16 protein-coding genes and 1 pseudogene are annotated in these 15,960 nt (G+C 68.9%); 11 read left to right on the top strand and 6 right to left on the bottom strand.

Annotated elements, in window-relative coordinates; translation table 11 throughout:
• Positions 1-219 precede the first annotated feature (219 nt).
• Complete coding sequence (locus ACQPZG_RS17370; protein ID WP_433549640.1) at positions 220-492, top strand: hypothetical protein; 273 nt, start codon at positions 220-222, stop codon at positions 490-492.
• Positions 493-615: 123 nt separating this feature from the next.
• Here the strand turns inward: ACQPZG_RS17370 and ACQPZG_RS17365 are convergent.
• Positions 616-840: pseudogene (locus tag ACQPZG_RS17365) on the bottom strand (GNAT family N-acetyltransferase); the annotation flags it as partial.
• Positions 841-2,081: 1,241 nt separating this feature from the next.
• Between ACQPZG_RS17365 and ACQPZG_RS17360 the strand changes: the two are divergent.
• Together ACQPZG_RS17360 and ACQPZG_RS17355 are read left to right on the top strand one after the other, a co-directional pair.
• On the top strand, positions 2,082-2,219 hold the full coding sequence (locus tag ACQPZG_RS17360; RefSeq protein WP_433546665.1) for a hypothetical protein: 138 nt from the start codon (positions 2,082-2,084) through the stop codon (positions 2,217-2,219).
• A gap of 25 nt (positions 2,220-2,244) precedes the next feature.
• Positions 2,245-2,505 carry a hypothetical protein gene (locus ACQPZG_RS17355; RefSeq protein WP_433546664.1) on the top strand — a complete coding sequence of 87 codons (261 nt, stop codon included), beginning with the start codon at positions 2,245-2,247 and terminating at the stop codon, positions 2,503-2,505.
• Between the two features lie 295 nt (positions 2,506-2,800).
• Here the strand turns inward: ACQPZG_RS17355 and ACQPZG_RS17350 are convergent, their stop codons facing one another.
• On the bottom strand, positions 2,801-3,499 hold the full coding sequence (locus tag ACQPZG_RS17350; RefSeq protein WP_433546663.1) for a DUF5324 family protein: 699 nt from the start codon (positions 3,497-3,499) through the stop codon (positions 2,801-2,803).
• 333 nt (positions 3,500-3,832) lie between these two features.
• Between ACQPZG_RS17350 and ACQPZG_RS17345 the strand changes: the two genes are divergently transcribed.
• Together ACQPZG_RS17345 and ACQPZG_RS17340 are read left to right on the top strand one after the other, a co-directional pair.
• On the top strand, positions 3,833-4,363 hold the full coding sequence (locus ACQPZG_RS17345) for a peptidylprolyl isomerase (protein WP_433546662.1): 531 nt from the start codon (positions 3,833-3,835) through the stop codon (positions 4,361-4,363).
• 11 nt (positions 4,364-4,374) lie between these two features.
• Positions 4,375-5,292: a rhomboid family intramembrane serine protease gene (locus ACQPZG_RS17340; protein ID WP_433546661.1), complete on the top strand. Its 918-nt coding sequence runs from the start codon at positions 4,375-4,377 to the stop codon at positions 5,290-5,292.
• 297 nt (positions 5,293-5,589) lie between these two features.
• Here the strand turns inward: ACQPZG_RS17340 and crgA are convergent, their stop codons facing one another.
• On the bottom strand, positions 5,590-5,847 hold the full coding sequence (gene crgA / locus ACQPZG_RS17335) for a cell division protein CrgA (RefSeq protein ID WP_433546660.1): 258 nt from the start codon (positions 5,845-5,847) through the stop codon (positions 5,590-5,592).
• 149 nt (positions 5,848-5,996) lie between these two features.
• Here crgA and ACQPZG_RS17330 point away from each other — a divergent pair, with 149 nt between their 5' ends.
• The 6 genes from ACQPZG_RS17330 to ACQPZG_RS17305 are packed head-to-tail and all read left to right on the top strand — an operon-like array spanning position 5,997 to position 10,718.
• A complete protein-coding gene (locus tag ACQPZG_RS17330) occupies positions 5,997-6,815 on the top strand; it encodes a DUF881 domain-containing protein (RefSeq protein WP_433546659.1) in 819 nt (272 codons plus the stop codon).
• 27 nt (positions 6,816-6,842) lie between these two features.
• Entirely contained in the window at positions 6,843-7,544 is a 702-nt protein-coding gene (locus tag ACQPZG_RS17325) for a class E sortase (protein WP_433546658.1), read from the top strand.
• Positions 7,545-7,601: 57 nt separating this feature from the next.
• Positions 7,602-7,781 carry a hypothetical protein gene (locus tag ACQPZG_RS17320; RefSeq protein ID WP_433546657.1) on the top strand — a complete coding sequence of 60 codons (180 nt, stop codon included), beginning with the start codon at positions 7,602-7,604 and terminating at the stop codon, positions 7,779-7,781.
• Positions 7,778-8,422, top strand: a complete 645-nt coding sequence (locus ACQPZG_RS17315) for an aminodeoxychorismate/anthranilate synthase component II (protein ID WP_433546656.1) — start codon at positions 7,778-7,780, stop codon at positions 8,420-8,422. Before ACQPZG_RS17320 ends, ACQPZG_RS17315 begins: the two co-directional genes overlap by 4 nt.
• Positions 8,419-9,933, top strand: coding sequence for a class E sortase (locus ACQPZG_RS17310; protein ID WP_433546655.1), 1,515 nt, complete (start codon positions 8,419-8,421; stop codon positions 9,931-9,933). Before ACQPZG_RS17315 ends, ACQPZG_RS17310 begins: the two co-directional genes overlap by 4 nt.
• A 47-nt stretch (positions 9,934-9,980) precedes the next feature.
• Positions 9,981-10,718 carry a class E sortase gene (locus tag ACQPZG_RS17305; RefSeq protein ID WP_433546654.1) on the top strand — a complete coding sequence of 246 codons (738 nt, stop codon included), beginning with the start codon at positions 9,981-9,983 and terminating at the stop codon, positions 10,716-10,718.
• Between the two features lie 155 nt (positions 10,719-10,873).
• On the opposite strand, the gene pknB is transcribed toward ACQPZG_RS17305, so the two are convergent.
• The 3 genes from pknB to ACQPZG_RS17290 all read right to left on the bottom strand — a co-directional run bounded on the left by pknB (position 10,874) and on the right by ACQPZG_RS17290 (position 15,945).
• Entirely contained in the window at positions 10,874-12,886 is a 2,013-nt protein-coding gene (gene pknB, locus ACQPZG_RS17300) for a Stk1 family PASTA domain-containing Ser/Thr kinase (protein ID WP_433546653.1), read from the bottom strand.
• A gap of 189 nt (positions 12,887-13,075) precedes the next feature.
• Positions 13,076-14,536, bottom strand: coding sequence for a peptidoglycan D,D-transpeptidase FtsI family protein (locus tag ACQPZG_RS17295; RefSeq protein ID WP_433546652.1), 1,461 nt, complete (start codon positions 14,534-14,536; stop codon positions 13,076-13,078).
• Complete coding sequence (locus ACQPZG_RS17290) at positions 14,533-15,945, bottom strand: FtsW/RodA/SpoVE family cell cycle protein (RefSeq protein ID WP_433546651.1); 1,413 nt, start codon at positions 15,943-15,945, stop codon at positions 14,533-14,535. Before ACQPZG_RS17290 ends, ACQPZG_RS17295 begins: the two co-directional genes overlap by 4 nt.
• Between the last annotated feature and the right edge of the window lie 15 nt (positions 15,946-15,960).

Below are 15,960 nucleotides of genomic sequence, written 5' to 3'. Positions count from 1 at the left end.
TGGTTTCAGGGGGTGTTTTTTGTGCCCATCGGTGGGCACGGTCGTGGGCGCTGGTGAGAGGGGGGCCCGAGATTTCGGGAGTTTGCTCGGTCGTGTCATCTCCTGCCGATCTCCCAGGCCCTGTGGTGCGCGCGGTCCCCTGGTCGTGGGTTTGAGGTCGGTGGTCCGTGATGTCCGGCCCGTACGACGGCGGTACTTCGTGGTGGGCTGGGAGGCGCAATGAGCGCGAAGTACCCGGAGTATGCGCAGTGGCTCAGCCAGGTGCGGCGTTCGATGAAGTTGCCCAAGGCGGTCGAGCTGTCGTTCGACCAGGGGCGTCTGTACATGTCGCCGGTGACGGAGGCGCACAGCGAGGCGGACGATTCCATCCGGTTGCAGCTGGGGGAGCAGCTGGGCGGGGAATCCGGTCTGCACGTCACGCGGGACAAAGGTAGGGAGCGCCTTTATGGCCACCTTGCAGGGTGTAGGACCACAGCCGGGCGATCTGAGTGAAACCGGCCGACTCGTAAAGGGCGCGGTGGCCGCAGTCCGGTCGCGTTCGCCACCGGGGGGCTCGTCATCGTCCACGTAAAGCACCACCTGGGTAGCGCCGAGTTCGGCAAGCAGGTCGAGGGCGGCCCCGAGCAGTATGCGTCCCAGGCCTCTGCCCTGCGCTGCTGGGTCGACCTCGATCCACGACAGGATTCCGATGCCTTGCACCGGGTAGCCGATGACGGCTTCGCCCACGGTGCGGCCGTCACTGAGGACCTCCAACTTCCGCACCCCTCCTTGCTCTCCTCCGACTACGACGCGTACGTCGTTGGTGTGGGGAATGCTCCGTCTCGGCAGGGTGGTCCGCATGTACCGCCACAGAGGTTCCCCGACGAACCCAGCGCGCTCCAGGGCAGCGTGTGTCACTTTCCGATGGTTCGCCGGTAGACCTTCCAGCCCCTGGGTGAGCGAGGTGGCGAACTGGAAGGCCTCGACGGGGAGATGGGCCAGGGCCCAGAGCACGTGGGCGAGCAGTGAGTTGGCCACAGCCACGTCCTCGCCGCAGTGCAGCCACAGGATCACAGCCGCTTCATCTCTCTGCGCATCCTTCGCGCGAACGGCCCAAGAAGCGGCACCCACGAGTTTGCCGCCTGAGCCGAGTGCGACGTGGATGAGGGGTGGTTCGAAGGCTCCCCACCAGTGGTCATCCGCTGCGACACAGCCTCTTGCAGCACGGGCGAGCAGGTCCGGGGTGGCTTGCGGCTGGCCCGGGAGCCGGTCCGTATCGATGAGAGCCAGCAGCGCGGGCTGGTCCGACGCCGTGTAGGGACGCAGCGTCATACGAGTTACGGGAGTCACGGGTTCAACACTGGATCCACGCCATTGCTCTGTCCAGGAGTGCCTGGAAGGTGGCGCTCCCGGATTCGACCGGGGCCCCTGCGGCTCGCGAGAGGTGCCGGAGGAACACTGAGTAGTCCAGAGCCCGGCCCGGTACCTGCGGTGCGGGGCCAACCGTGGTCTGCTGCGTCGGCCGCGCTGTGCGGCCAGGCTGCCCCACCTACCGTGACTGGAACGGGCGCGTGGCGCTGTCGGTCCAGCGTGACGAGAAGCTCGGACGACCCCACGTTCCCCCCAAGTCACCCACAGCCGCTGCCGAGTCTCGCACGGCGCCGCGCCGGGGGCCGCGGTCGGCTGCTGCGTACGGCGTGGCTGTGGCAGTCAGCGATCCCCGGTCCAGCGACGCCCGCAGGGCGGCGCCGTGCGTGCCCACCTGCTGACGCTGTGCGTCGCGGCCGCAGTCACGTACCTGCTCACCGGACCTGCACGGGAGTTAGCCGTCGCGGTCGGCGCGATGCCGGAGATCCGCGCCCGCGCGGGGAGCGCCGACGTGCCCTGGCTCCCATGCAGACCGGCCACCTGACCCACCACCTGCTCAAGCCGGACGACCGTTCCGCCCATTGATGCGTCGTCTTCCGGATCGACGGCCCGCTGGACCCGGACGTCCTCGACAACGCCGTCGATGCCGTGCACGACCGCCACGGGGTACCGCGGACGGCGTACCGCGCGACGCCCGAGCCCGTGGCGCGCCCCGTGGAGTCGCCCGCCCCGTCATGGAGATCCTGGAGGCGGACGCGGACGCGGACGCTGCGACCGAGGCGCTCCGCGCGACCCTCGGCGCCCCGCTCGTACTCGGCGAGGGCGAGGTGTGGCGTACCGCGCTGGTACCGCTGGGGTCCGGCGCTGCCTGAGTATTTCGTCGGATGCCACATCGAGATGGCCTGCCTGCGACTGCACGGCAAGGCCCTCGACGGCGGGCCGGAAGCCGTCACCGAGGTCGGCCGGATCCTCGACCGGGCCTTCCGGGCGCAGGACGTGGCCTTCCACGACCTCGTACGGCTGCTCAACCCGCCGCGCACCGGACGCGCACCGCTCGTCCAGTCGCTTCTGGTGCTGCAGGACAACAGCGTCCCCGAGCTGAACCTCGCCGGCGTCGAGACCACGCAACTGCGGCCGCCCTGTCCGGAGTGCCGGTGAGGATCACGGCAAGGTGCACCTCTACAGCATCCTCGCCCTGACCACCCTCGCGTGCCTCGGCGCACTCACCTCGGGCTCCGGAAGTGGCGGCACGACGCGTCGCGCGGAGCGTGACCGAGGCCGTACGGGGCCGGGAGGCGGAAGGGAAGGCGCAGCCCGAGCGGTCGCGCTTCCGGGTCCGAATCTCGCGGGCCCCACAGGCGGATCCGCCGGGGCTCCAGGGGCAACAGCAACCCCCCGAGTTGCGAAGTGCAGCTCGGGGGGTCTTTGCCGTCACACGGGGGCAGTTCCGGTGTCAGCGGTCCTTGGGGTCCGCTGCTTCCGCCTCCGCCTGCTTGGCCTGCACCTCGGGGTCGAGCGCGGCCTGGCCGCTGCCGTCGACCGAGGTCAGCGGAGTGCGGTCGTGGACCTCGGTGGCGGCCGGGGGCTCCACGAGCCAGTCCGGGTTGGCCTGCTTGTCCCACCACTTCCATGCGGCGAAGGCACCGCCGGCGAGCAGCCCCAGCACCGTCAGGCGCTTGGCGAGTCGGCCGGTGCGGGCCCGGCGCTCGTGCTTGCGCACCAGCTTCTGGACCTCCTTGGCGGAGACCTGGCCGCGCAGGGCGGCGAGAGCTGCCGCACTGCGGGCGCTCGCCTCGTCCCGTACGGGGGTGGCCACCGCCACGGCGTGCTCGACGCGCGGAACGGTGTAGTCCGCGGCCTGCCGGGCGGCCTTCTTCGTCACGACGGCCGCCTTGTGGGCCGCCTCGTCCACACGGGCCGGCACGTGGGTGCGGGCCTGCTCGATACGAGGGGCGAGGTGCGCCCCGTACTGGGTGCGGGCCTGCTCGGTGGCTTGGGAAACCCGCGGCGCGAGCCGTGTCCGGGCTTCGTGCGCGTACTGCACGGCCGTTTCCTTGGCCGTGCCCGCGTAGGGCGCCACCACTTCGGCGGCGTGTCGCACGCTGTCCTTCGCCGTACTGGTCGCGCTGCGCACGCTGTCCTTACGGGTCACGGAAATCCTCCTCCTCGGTGGCGCTTCGGCTATGCGTGTGTCCGCCCGAATCGAAATCATGCCCGTCAGCACCACACCCGGCACGTGTGGGCGGGCATCCGGGTCATGAACGGCCATGAACGACGACCGTGGGGCAAATACGGTGCAAGGGGAACTCCGGACGACAATGCCACGCTTCGCTGCCGGACGCGTCGGTTCCGCACGGACTCGTCCGAAGAAAACCTGTCGTGGGGGCCGGCTGGGGGCGGCTCCGCGACGCCCCGTGGGAGGATCGACGGACGCCTGACGCACCACTGACGGCGGGCGACGAGGACTTCAGCGGGAGGCAGATCCGTGGCCGAGCAGCTTTACGCCACACTCAAGACCAGCCAGGGCGACATCGACATCCGGCTGCTGCCGCACCACGCGCCCAAGACGGTCCGCAACTTCGTCGAACTGGCCACGGGCGAACGGGAGTGGACCAATCCTTCGACCGGGGAGCGGACCACCGACAAGCTGTACGACGGAACGATCTTCCACCGGGTGATCAGCGGATTCATGATCCAGGGCGGCGACCCGCTCGGCAACGGTCTCGGCGGACCCGGCTACGAGTTCGCGGACGAGTTCCACCCCGAGCTCGCGTTCAACAAGCCGTACCTGCTGGCGATGGCCAACGCCGGCCCCGGAACCAACGGTTCCCAGTTCTTCATCACCGTCGAGCCGACGATGTGGCTCAACCGCAAGCACACCATTTTCGGCGAGGTCGTCGGAGAGGCGAGCAAGAAGGTCGTCGACGCGATCGTGCGGGCCGACGTCAACGCGCGCACGGAACGCCCGGTTCAGGACATCGTCCTTCAGACAGTCGTCGTTGAGTCGAGGTCGTGACAATGGACGGCATGGAGCAGCCGCCGAAGGGCCCGGACCCGCAGCAGCCCGCCGGTGCGGACGGCGGGCTGCCGCACTGCTACCGGCACCCGGGCCGGGAGACCGGCATCCGGTGCACCCGGTGCGAGAAGCCGATCTGTACCGACTGCATGGTTGACGCGTCAGTGGGTTTCCAGTGTCCCGACTGCGTGCGCAGCGGGTCGGGGACCGGGCACCCGCCCGGTGCCGGTCAGCCGCGGACCGTCGTGGGCAGCGTGGTGCACGCGGGGGACCCCCGGCTCGTCACCAAGATCCTGGTGGGACTGAACCTGGCGGTCTTCGCCGTCGTGTCGCTGGCGCCGGCGGGCGAGTCGATCCTGCGGGACTTCTACCTCATCGGCGGGGTGTCCGCGCCGCCGTACGTCCTGCTCGACGGGGTGGCTACGGGCGAGTGGTACCGCCTGTTCACGGCGATGTTCCTGCACGAGGAGATCTGGCACATCGCCTTCAACATGCTCGGTCTGTGGTGGCTCGGCGGGCCGCTGGAGACAGCGCTCGGAAGGGCCCGGTTCCTCGCGCTGTACCTGCTGTCGGGTCTCGCGGGCAGTGCGCTCACCTACGCCGTCGCCGCTCCGAACCAGCCTTCGCTCGGTGCCTCCGGCGCGATCTTCGGCCTGCTCGGTGCGACCGCCGTCCTGATGAAGCGCATGAACTACGACATGCGGCCCGTGATCGCCCTGCTGGTGATCAACCTGATCTTCACCTTCGGCGGTTCGAACATCGCCTGGGAAGCCCACATCGGGGGCCTCGTCGCGGGCGCGCTGCTCGCGCTCGCCCTGGTGCACGCCCCGCGGGAGAAGCGGGGGCTGGTGCAGTACGGCGCTTTCGGACTGGTCTTCGCAGCGGTGCTGGTGACCGTCCTGGTCAGAACGGCTTCGCTGACCCTGTGAAGGAGCGCGGGGAGGGGCTCGGGGAGCCCGCTCGTCGCTCGTTGTCCACAGTGCGTGGCGAGAGCTGTGCATGCGGTGCGGGAGCGGGGGAACAACTGAGCCCCTTGTCGCTGAGCTGGGTCTTTCCGGCCGGGACAAGGGGCGTCAGTAGGTCTCGGGGTGAGGATGCGATCACACTGGCGTCAACAGCGTGAGAGTTATCCACAGATCGTCGTAACTTTTCCTCAGGTGTGGATAACGCTGTGGACAGTTCTAGGCAGTGCTTGCGGAACAGCCCGAGAAGTGCCTCTCAGACGCTCACTTCCACTGCGTGGAGACGCCGAAGCCGGCGGCGATGAAGCCGAAGCCGACCACGATGTTCCAGTTCGAGAGGCTCTTGAGAGGCAGCTCGCCCTCGGTCACGTAGAACAGCACGATCCAGGCGAGACCGATGAGAAAGAGCGCCAGCATCACCGGCGCCACCCAGTTGCGGCTCGTCAGTTTGATGGCGGTCGCCTGCTTCGAGGCGGGCGGAGGCGTGAAATCGGCCTTCTTGCGGATACGTGACTTCGGCACGAGGGACTCTCCTGTCGATGCGCTGCGTGACCGCGCAGGGAACTGTGGCGTGACGCCAGGGGGCAGGGCGGGAGCCGTCGGGGACGCACGCGGCCTCCCTCGGGCGTCCGTTAGCGTAGTGCTTCCGCGGCGTCGAAGGAGATAAGGGTATGAGCAATTCTGCCGACGCCCCAGACCCGTCGGGGAACCCGACGCACGATCGGGATGCGCCGGTGACCGGGACGAAGCACTCGCGACGGTTCTCGCTCCGGCCGGTGCGGCTGCTGACCGCTGCCGTCTTCGCTCTCGCCGGGCTCATCTTCGTCACCAGCTTCAGCACCGCCAAGGGCACCAACATCCGCAGCGACGACTCCCTGCTGAAGCTCTCCGACCTCACCCGACAGCGCAGCGCGAAGAACGAGGAACTGGAGAAATCCACCAGCCTCGCCCGCAAGGAAGTCGATGCCCTCGCCCGCCGCGACGACGGCAGCACCGAGGCCGAGGACGCCCGGCTCGGCGCCCTGGAGAAGGCCGCAGGAACCAAGAAGGTCGCGGGCCAGGCGCTCACCGTCACCCTCAACGACGCCCCGCCCGGCGCGACGGCCAACCCCGGTTACCCCAAGCCGCACCCGAACGACCTGGTCATCCACCAGCAGGACCTCCAGGCCGTCGTCAACGCCCTGTGGGAGGGCGGCGCCCAGGGCATCCGCGTCATGGACCAGCGCCTCATCTCCACCAGCGCCGTGCGCTGCGTCGGCAACACCCTGATCCTCCAGGGTCGCGTCTACTCGCCGCCGTACACCGTCACCGCGGTCGGCGACCGGGGCCGCCTCAAGAGGTCGCTCGCCGCCTCCCCGGCCCTCCAGAACTACCAGCTGTACGTCAAGGCGTACGGCCTCGGATGGAAAGTCGACGAGCACGAGTCGCTGACTCTGTCCGGCTACTCGGGCACAGTGGATCTCCACTACGCGAAGCCCGTCCAGCAGTAGCCGCGCGTCACGGAAGGGGGCCACGCCGTGTCGGTACGGGTGTGGGTGCGGGCCTTCAGTGAGATCTGCATCACCGCGGGCGCTCTGCTCGTCCTCTTCGTGGCGTACGTCGTCCTGTGGACGGGAGTGCGGGCGGCCGACGCCTCGGGCGGGCGGATCGACTCGCTGCGCGACGAGTGGGCGCAGCGGGCGTCCGCTCCCGTCGGCTCCACAGGCGCGGGGTCCGGTACACCGGCGCCGTCCCCCGCGCCCGTGCACCGGGAGGGGAAGCCCTTCGCCGTCATGCACGTGCCCCGGTTCGGAAAGGACTGGGAGTGGCCCGTCCTGGAGGGCACCGCCACCCGCACCCTCAGGGAGGGGCTCGGCCACTACACGGGTACCGCCCGCCCGGGGGAGGCGGGGAACTTCGCGGTCGCCGGGCACCGCAGGACCTACGGCGACCCCTTCAAGGACTTCCCCGCACTGCGGCCGGGCGACGCGGTGGTGATCGACGACGGCACCACCTGGTTCACCTACCGCGTCGACTCCGAGCCCTACCGGACCGTGCCCGGCGACGTCGGGGTCGTCGACCCGGTGCCCCGCAAGGCCGGGTACGGCGGACCGGGCCGTTACCTGACCCTGACCACGTGCGACCCGGAGTGGGGCAGCAGCCACCGGCTGATCGTGTGGGCGCACCTGGACGCCACGCAGCCCGTGAGCAAGGGCGTGCCGCGCGCTTTGACCGGCTGACCCCGATGGCTTGCCCCGGCCCTTTACTCTGGTCACCACCGAACGGGAAGGGACAGCATGTACGGCTGGATCTGGCGGCATCTGCCGGGCAACGCATGGGTGCGGGCGTTCATCTCGCTCGTCCTGATCCTGGCGGCGGTGTACGTGCTCTTCCAGTACGTGTTCCCGTGGGCGGAGCCGCTGCTGCCGTTCGGTGACGTCACGGTCGACGGACAGAACGGATCGAACGGGTCATGAGCGCACGCATTCTGGTCGTCGACAACTACGACAGCTTCGTCTTCAACCTCGTCCAGTACCTCTACCAACTGGGTGCCGAGTGCGAGGTGCTGCGCAACGACGCGGTGGAACTCGCCCACGCGCAGGACGGCTTCGACGGCGTGCTGCTGTCCCCGGGGCCGGGTGCGCCGGAGCAGGCGGGTGTCTGCGTCGACATGGTGCGGCACTGCGCGGACAACGGCATTCCGGTCTTCGGGGTGTGCCTGGGCATGCAGTCGATGGCGGTCGCCTACGGCGGCGTGGTCGGCCGGGCGCCGGAGCTGCTGCACGGCAAGACCTCGGCCGTGCAGCACGAGGGCGCCGGGGTCTTCGCGGGGCTTCCCTCGCCGTTCACCGCGACCCGCTACCACTCGCTCGCCGCGGAACCGAAGTCCGTCCCGGCGGAGCTTGAGGTGACCGCTCGCACCGAGGACGGCATCGTGATGGGGCTGCGGCACCGCGACCGGCCGGTCGAGGGGGTGCAGTTCCACCCGGAGTCGGTGCTGACCGAGTGGGGACACCTGATGCTGGCGAACTGGCTCGCGCAGTGCGGCGACTCGGAGGCCGTGGGCCGCTCGGCGGGGCTGGCTCCGGTGGTGGGTGCGGGTAAGGCCGTCGCGTGACGTCGCTGCGCCCCGAGCACGATCCCTACGGTGTGCCCCCGGCGCGCGGCCGCGAGTACGAGTACGGATACGAGCCCCAGCGGGCGTACGGGGTGCAGGATGGCCTCGACGCGGCGGTGGACGGCCTCAGGGACCCGCTGAGCGACCCGCTGCCGGACGTGCAGCAGCCGACATGGGTCCCGGAGGCCACCGGAGTCCACGACCCGTACACGGGACAGCAGGGGGCCGTTCAGGCGCAGCAGTACCAGGGGGCGTCCGGGGCGAACGACCCGTACCCGGGACGGCGGGCAGCCGTACAGCCGCAGCAGTACCAGGAGCCGTCCCCGTACCGGCAGTACCCCGAGCCGTCCCGGCACCAGGAACCGCAGGAGTGGTACGACCCCGAGGGGTATCGGCGCGACTGGTACGGCCAGCAGCAGGCCCCGCAGGCGTACGCACCCGACCGGCAGGCCCCGCAGGCGTACGCACCCGACCGGCAGGCCCCGCAGGCGTACGCACCGGACCAGCAGACACCGCAGGCATACGCTCCCGACCGGCAGACCTACGGGCAGCGGCCGGAGCCACACCACGAGGCCCCTGGGGCGCCCCTCGACAGCGCGACGATGGCGTTGCAGGTGGTGTCCCCGCAGGCTGTCCCCCCGCGGGCTCCCGCCGGACAGCCGGCTTCGCCGCCGGCCCGCGTCCGGCAGCGAATAGCCGAACAGGGACCGCGGTCCGCTCCGGCGGGCGAGCAGACCGACGCGTCCGCGCCCGGAGCGGGTGCGCCCGATGGCGGTGGCCGGGCCCAGCGCCGCAGGGCGGCGCAGGGCGCTTCGGCGCCCGGGAAGCAGGAGAGCCCCGGGGTCGTCGTCAGCCGGCTGATCGGGGAACTGTTCATCACCTTCGGCGTGGTGATGCTCCTGTTCGTGACGTACCAGTTGTGGTGGACCAACGTGCGTGCCGGGATGCACGCGGACGGAGCCGCGCACAGCCTGCAGAACGACTGGGCGAAGGGCGGCGGGAAGCCGAGGGCGGCCGGGGCGTTCGAACCGGGCCAGGGCTTCGCCATCATGCACATCCCGAAGCTGGACGTGAAGGTGCCGGTGGCCGAGGGCATCGACAAACACAAGGTGCTCGACCGGGGCATGGTCGGCCACTACGCGGAGGGCCAGCTGAAGACGGCGATGCCTTCCGACAAGCAGGGCAACTTCGCGGTCGCGGGCCACCGCAACACGCACGGGGAGCCGTTCCGCTACGTCAACCGCCTGGTCAAGGGCGACAAGATCGTCGTCGAGACGCAGGACGTCTTCTACACGTACGAGATGACGTCGATGCTGCCGCAGACCTCACCGTCGAACGTCGGGGTCATCCAGCCGGTGCCGCCGGGGTCCGGGTTCAGCAAGCCCGGCCGGTATCTCACACTGACCACGTGCACGCCGGAATTCACCAGCACGTACCGGCTGATCGTCTGGGGCAAGATGGTCGAGGAGCGGCCCCGGAGCAAGGGCATGCCGGCGGCGCTCGGCGGGTGAGTTCGGCGGTTCCGTGACCGCGGACCGGGACATGAGGGACGGGTGCGGTGGCAGCGAGAACCGAACGCAACGCCGGTGAGCGGCCGGGCGAGGAGAACGCCCCGCCGCGGCGGAGACCGCGGGGGCGGATCGCCGGGGCGATCGGCGTCCTCGGCGAGCTATTGATCACCGCGGGCCTCGTCCTTGGCCTGTTCGTGGCGTACTCGCTGTGGTGGACGAACGTCCTGGCGGACCGCGAGGCGGGCAAGCAGGGCGACGAAGTGCGGCAGCAGTGGGAGAGCAGCGCGCCGGGCGCGCGGGACATAAAAGGCGGCGCCGGTTTCCTGCATGTTCCCGCCATGAAGAACGGTGAGGTGTTGGTCACCGAAGGCACCGATACCGAGCGGCTCAACGCGGGCGTCGCGGGTTACTACACGGAGCCGGTGAAGGCCGCTCTGCCGTGGGACAAGCAGGGGAACTTCTCGCTCGCGGCCCACCGCGACGGGCACGGCGCCAAGTTCCACAACATCGACAAGCTGAAGGACGGCGACTCGATCGTCTTCGAGACGAAGGACACCTGGTACGTCTACAAGGTGTACGCGACGCTGCCCGAGACCTCGAAGTACAACGTGAAGGTGCTGGACCCGGTCCCCAAGGAGTCGGGGAAGTCCGAGCCGGGGCGCTACATCACGCTGACCACCTGCACGCCGGTCTACACCTCGAAGTACCGCTACGTGGTGTGGGGCGAGCTGGAGCGCACCGAGAAGGTCGACGCGAAGCGGACGCCCCCAGCGGAGCTGCGGTAGGCGGGCGCAGGCAGCGGGACGTGAAACGGCGAGGACCCGGCACAGTCACTGCGCCGGGTCCTCGCCGTTTCACGTGAAACATCGTCCGCGCGTTCTGCGCACTGCGGTCGCCGCGGTGGGTGTTTCACGTGAAACACCCACCGCAGCCGAGTCCGTCAGTCGAAGATGCCGCCTCCGCGGTCGTGGTCTCCGCCTCCTCCGCCGAAGGCGGTGAGCTGGACGGTGGAGCCCTTGGGGACCGTGGCGCCGCCGGGCGGGTTGACGCCGATGACCCTGGCGTCGTCCTTGTCCTTCGACCCCGGGGAGGGTTCGACCTTGAGGCCCATGCCCTCCAGGGTCCCCTTCACCTCGCCGTAGGTCTTGCCCAGGAGATCGGCCGGGATCTGGACCTGCTCGTCCGCGGGCGGCGGCTCAGGCTCCTTGGCCTTGGCGACGGTCAGGATGACGGCGGTGTCCGGGGTGGCCTTGGTGTTGCCGTTGGGGGACTGACCGATGACCGTGTTCGGCGGCTTGTCGGCGGACTCCTCCTCCCTCTTGGCGACGTTCTGGAAGCCGAGGTCCTTGAGGATCTTCTCGGCCGCCTCGTAGGTCTGACCCGACAGGGGCGGGACTTCCAACTGTTTCGTCTTGGCGATGGTGATGACCACCTCGGAGCCCTTGGCGGCCTGTTCGCCCCCGTCCGGCGACTGCCTGATGACGGTGCCCGCGGGCTTCTCGGACTCGGCCTGCTTGACCTGGACCTCGAAGCCGGCGTCGGTCAGACGCTTACGGGCCCGGTTCTCCGTCTGCTCCATGACGTCGGGCACCGCCTCCTTGGGGGCGCCGGTGGAGACGACGACCTGGATCTCGGTGTTCTTCTCGACGGAGCCGCTCTGCGGCGTCTGCGAGCAGACGAGGCCCTTCTCCTTGTCCTCGCAGGGCTGGTCGAGGCGCTTGAGCTTGAGTTCGGCCTTCGTCGCGGTTTCCTGAGCGCGTGCGAACTCCATGCCGACCATCTGCGGCACGTCGACCTTGGCCGGGGGTTTCTTCTTGTCGCCGAACACCTCGTTGCCGATCAGAACCGCGCCGATGAGGACGCAGATGCCCGCGACCACCAGCAGGATCGTCGAGAGGTTGCTCTTCTTGGGCTGTTGTCGGCGACGGCCCTGGGAGTCGTCGTAGCCGCCGCCTCCGCTGCCGTAGTCGCCGTTCCCGCTGACGGGAGGCATCATCGCCGTCTGGCCGCCCTGACCGGCCTGTCGCAGGGCGGTGGTGGGCTGTTCGCCGCCGCCGTACGAGTCGTAGCCGCCGTAACCGACCGCTCCGAGGGCGGCGGCCGCGGCGACGGGCCGTCCGTCCAGGCACGCTTCGATGTCGGCACGCATCTCGTCGGCCGACTGGTAGCGGTAGTCGGGGTCCTTGGTCAGTGCCTTGAGGACGATGGCGTCCATCTCGGGCGTGATCTCGGCGTCGAAGTTCGACGGGGGCTGCGGTTCTTCCCGAACGTGCTGGTAGGCGACGGCGACCGGTGAGTCCCCGATGAACGGAGGACGGACCGCCAGCAGTTCGTACAGCAGACAGCCGGTGGAGTAGAGGTCGGAGCGGGCGTCGACCTGCTCGCCCTTGGCCTGCTCGGGGGAGAGGTACTGCGCGGTGCCGATGACGGCGGCGGTCTGGGTCATCGTCATGCCGGAGTCGCCCATGGCGCGGGCGATGCCGAAGTCCATGACCTTGACCTGGCCGGTGCGCGTGAGCATGACGTTGGCGGGCTTGATGTCGCGGTGGACGATCTGGGCGCGGTGCGAGTACTCCAGGGCCTGGAGGATCCCGACGGTCATCTCCAGGGTGCGCTCGGGGAGCAGCTTGCGCCCGGAGTGCAGGAGTTCGCGCAGGGTCGATCCGTCGACGTACTCCATCACGATGTACGGGATGGAGACGTTGTCGACGTAGTCCTCGCCGGTGTCGTAGACGGCGACGATCGCCGGGTGGTTGAGCGAGGCGGCCGACTGGGCCTCACGGCGGAACCGGGCCTGGAAGGACGGGTCGCGGGCGAGGTCCACCCGCAGCGTCTTCACAGCGACGGTGCGGCCGAGCCGGGTGTCCTGGGCGAAGTAGACCTCGGCCATGCCACCACGACCGAGCACCGAGCCCAGCTCATACCGGCCGCCGAGGCGACGCGGCTCTTCCATAGCTAATCCAGCCCTCTCCGTCTGTCCCGACCGCACCCGTGCGTGGTCCGGCGGTGTGCTGTTCGCGCATACGGTACCGGGCGGTCCGCACCGGGTCGGCCCGCGACCGTCACCTGATACCTGACCGGTACGTCGCGTACGACAGCGGGCCGGTTCCGTGACCTCGGTCACGTACCGGCCCGCGAGTGGCTACTTGGAGCGGTCGAGCACGGCCTTCATGACGTTCTTCGCGATCGGTGCGGCGAGGCCACCGCCGGAGATGTCACCACGAGCAGCGTCGCTGTCCTCCACGACGACGGCGACGGCGACGGGGGAACCCTTGTCGGTCTTGGCGTAGGAGATGAACCAGGCGTAGGGGTTCTTGTCGTTGTTGATGCCGTGCTGTGCGGTACCGGTCTTGCCGCCGACGGTGACGCCGTCGATCTGGGCGTTCTTGCCGGTGCCGTCCTTGACCACGGTCTCCATCATCTGCTGCACCTTCTGGGCGTTGTCAGCAGACAGCGGCCGGCTCATCTCGACCGGGTCGGTCTGTTTGATGACGTCCAGGTTGGGGTCGGTGAGCTTGTCGACCATGTACGGGTTCATCAGCTTGCCGTCGTTGGCGATGGCGGCGGTGACCATGGCCATCTGGAGGGGCGTGGCGGCGGTCTCGAACTGGCCGATGGCGGAGAGAGCGGTCGACGGCGGGTCCATCTCCTTGGGCCACACGCTCGCGTTGGAGCGGACGGGCGTGAACTGTTCGCTGTTGAAGCCGAACTTCTCCGCCGTCTCCTGCATCTTCTCCCTGCCGAGATCGGAGCCGATCTTGCCGAAGACGGTATTGCAGGACCACTGCAGCGCCACCCGCAGGCTGGCGTTCTCACAGGGGTGGTTGCCGTCGTTCGGAAGGAACTTGGAGGACTGGGGCAGCTTCCACGGGAAGGGCGAATCGGTGGCCGCGTCGATGTCCGTGTACTTCTCGTGCTCCAGGGCCGCGGCAGCTGTCACGACCTTGAACGTCGACCCCGGCGGGTACGTCTGGCGCAGCGCCCGGTTGAGCGAGGGATCGTCCGGGTTGACCTTCTTGTCGAGCTTCTTCCACTCCTCGGCGTCGCCCATCCCGGAGATCTTGGACGGGTCGTACGAAGGAGCGCTGGCCAGCGCGAGAATCTTGCCGGTCCTGGGGTCGAGGGCCGCGACCGCGCCCTTCTTGCCCTTCAGCCCCTCGTAGGCGGCACGCTGGGCGTCACCGTTGAGGGTGGTGACGACGTTGCCGCCCTTCTTCTGCTCGCCCGTGAACAGGGAGAGCGTGCGGTCGAAGAAGAGACGGTCGTCGGTGCCGGTCAGGATGCCGTCGTGGATGCTCTCCAGCTGCGTGGCGCCGTAGACCTGGGAGGCGAAGCCGGTGACGGGGGCCCACATGGCTCCGTCCTTGTACGTGCGCTTGTACTTGCGGACGCTGCTATTGGCCTCGACGGAACCGGTGATCGCCTTGCCGTCGACGACGATGTCGCCCCGCGGGTGGGCGTAACGCTCGACTTGAACGCGCTTGTTGTCCGTGTGGTTCTTGAGCTTGTCCGCCTGGGCGTACTGGACCCAGTTGACTCGTACGAGCAGAGCCAGGATCAGGATGCCGCAGAAGATCGCGACCCGGCGCAGGGGCTTGTTCACGTTCGGACCACCTGGGTCATCTCGGCGTCGGGGGACGGGGCAGGGGCCGGCGCGGGCCTGCGCGCGGTGTCACTGATGCGCAGCAGGATGGCCACCAGCGCCCAGTTGGCGATCACGGAGGACCCACCCTGGGCCAGGAACGGCATGGTCATACCGGTGAGCGGAATGAGGCCGGTGACGCCGCCGGCGACGACGAAGACCTGGAGGGCGAAGGCGCCGGAAAGACCGATCGCGAGGAGCTTGCCGAAGGGGTCGCGAGCGGCCAGGGCCGTGCGGACGCCGCGCTCGATGAGCAGGCCGTACAGCAGGATGATCGCCATCACACCGGTGAGCCCCATTTCCTCACCGATGGTGGCGAGGATGTAGTCGCTCTTGGGAGCGATGCCGCCGATGAAGCGTGAGTAGCCCTGGCCGAGTCCGGAGCCGAAGAGACCACCCGAGCCGAAGGAGAACATCGCCTCGGCGGTCTCGGTGACGAGGCCGCATTCGCCGTTCACACACTTCGTGGCCAGCGGGTTCAGCCAGTCGTTGACGCGAGACTGCACGTGCGTGGCGAAGGTAGCCACGCCGACGGCGCCCGCCGCGCTCAGGGTGAGGCCGAAGACGACCCAACTGGTGCGTTCCGTGGCGACGTACAGCATGATCACGAAGAGGCCGAAGAAGAGCAGCGAGGTGCCGAGGTCGGTCTCGAAGATCAGGATCATCAGGCTGAGCGCCCAGATCGCGAGGATCGGTCCGAGGTCGCGGCCGCGCGGCAGGTACATCCCCATGAACCGGCGGCTGGCGAGCGCGAGGGCGTCGCGTTTCACCATGAGGTAGCCCGCGAAGAAGATCGCGATGATGATTTTGGCGAACTCGCCCGGCTGCAGTGAGCCGACGCCGGGGATGGTGATCCAGATGCGCGCGCCGAATCGTGCAGGGAAGAACACCGGCAGGATCAACAGGATCAGCGCCACGACCATCGAGATGTACGTGTAGCGCTGCAGGACGCGGTGGTCCTTGAGGAAGAACAGCACAGCCAGGAAGAGCGCGACGCCGAGCGTCGACCACATCAGCTGCTTGGCAGCCATCGGTCCGCCGAGGCTGGCGGTGGTGATGGACGGCTCCTGGTCGAGCCGCCAGATCAGCACCAGCCCCAGCCCGTTGAGCAGGGTGGCGATGGGCAGCATCAGCGGGTCCGCGTACTTGGCGAACTTGCGCATCATCAGGTGCGCGACTCCGGCAAGGAGGCTGAGCCCGACTCCGTACCCGAGCATGCCCGCAGGCAGACTGCCGTCCTTGGCGAGACCGACGTTGGCGTACGCGAAGACCGGGATGGCGACGGCGAACGCCAGCATGAGCAGCTCGGTGTTGCGCCTGCTCGGTGCTTCGATCGCGCCGATCGTGGTCGTGTTGGTGACAACGCTCATGGTGTGTGGGGCCCC

This window comes from Streptomyces sp. CA-294286 (genome assembly GCF_050947155.1).
In the GTDB taxonomy this organism is placed as follows: Bacteria; Actinomycetota; Actinomycetes; order Streptomycetales; family Streptomycetaceae; genus Streptomyces.
This window is presented reverse-complemented; position numbering and strand designations above follow the sequence as displayed.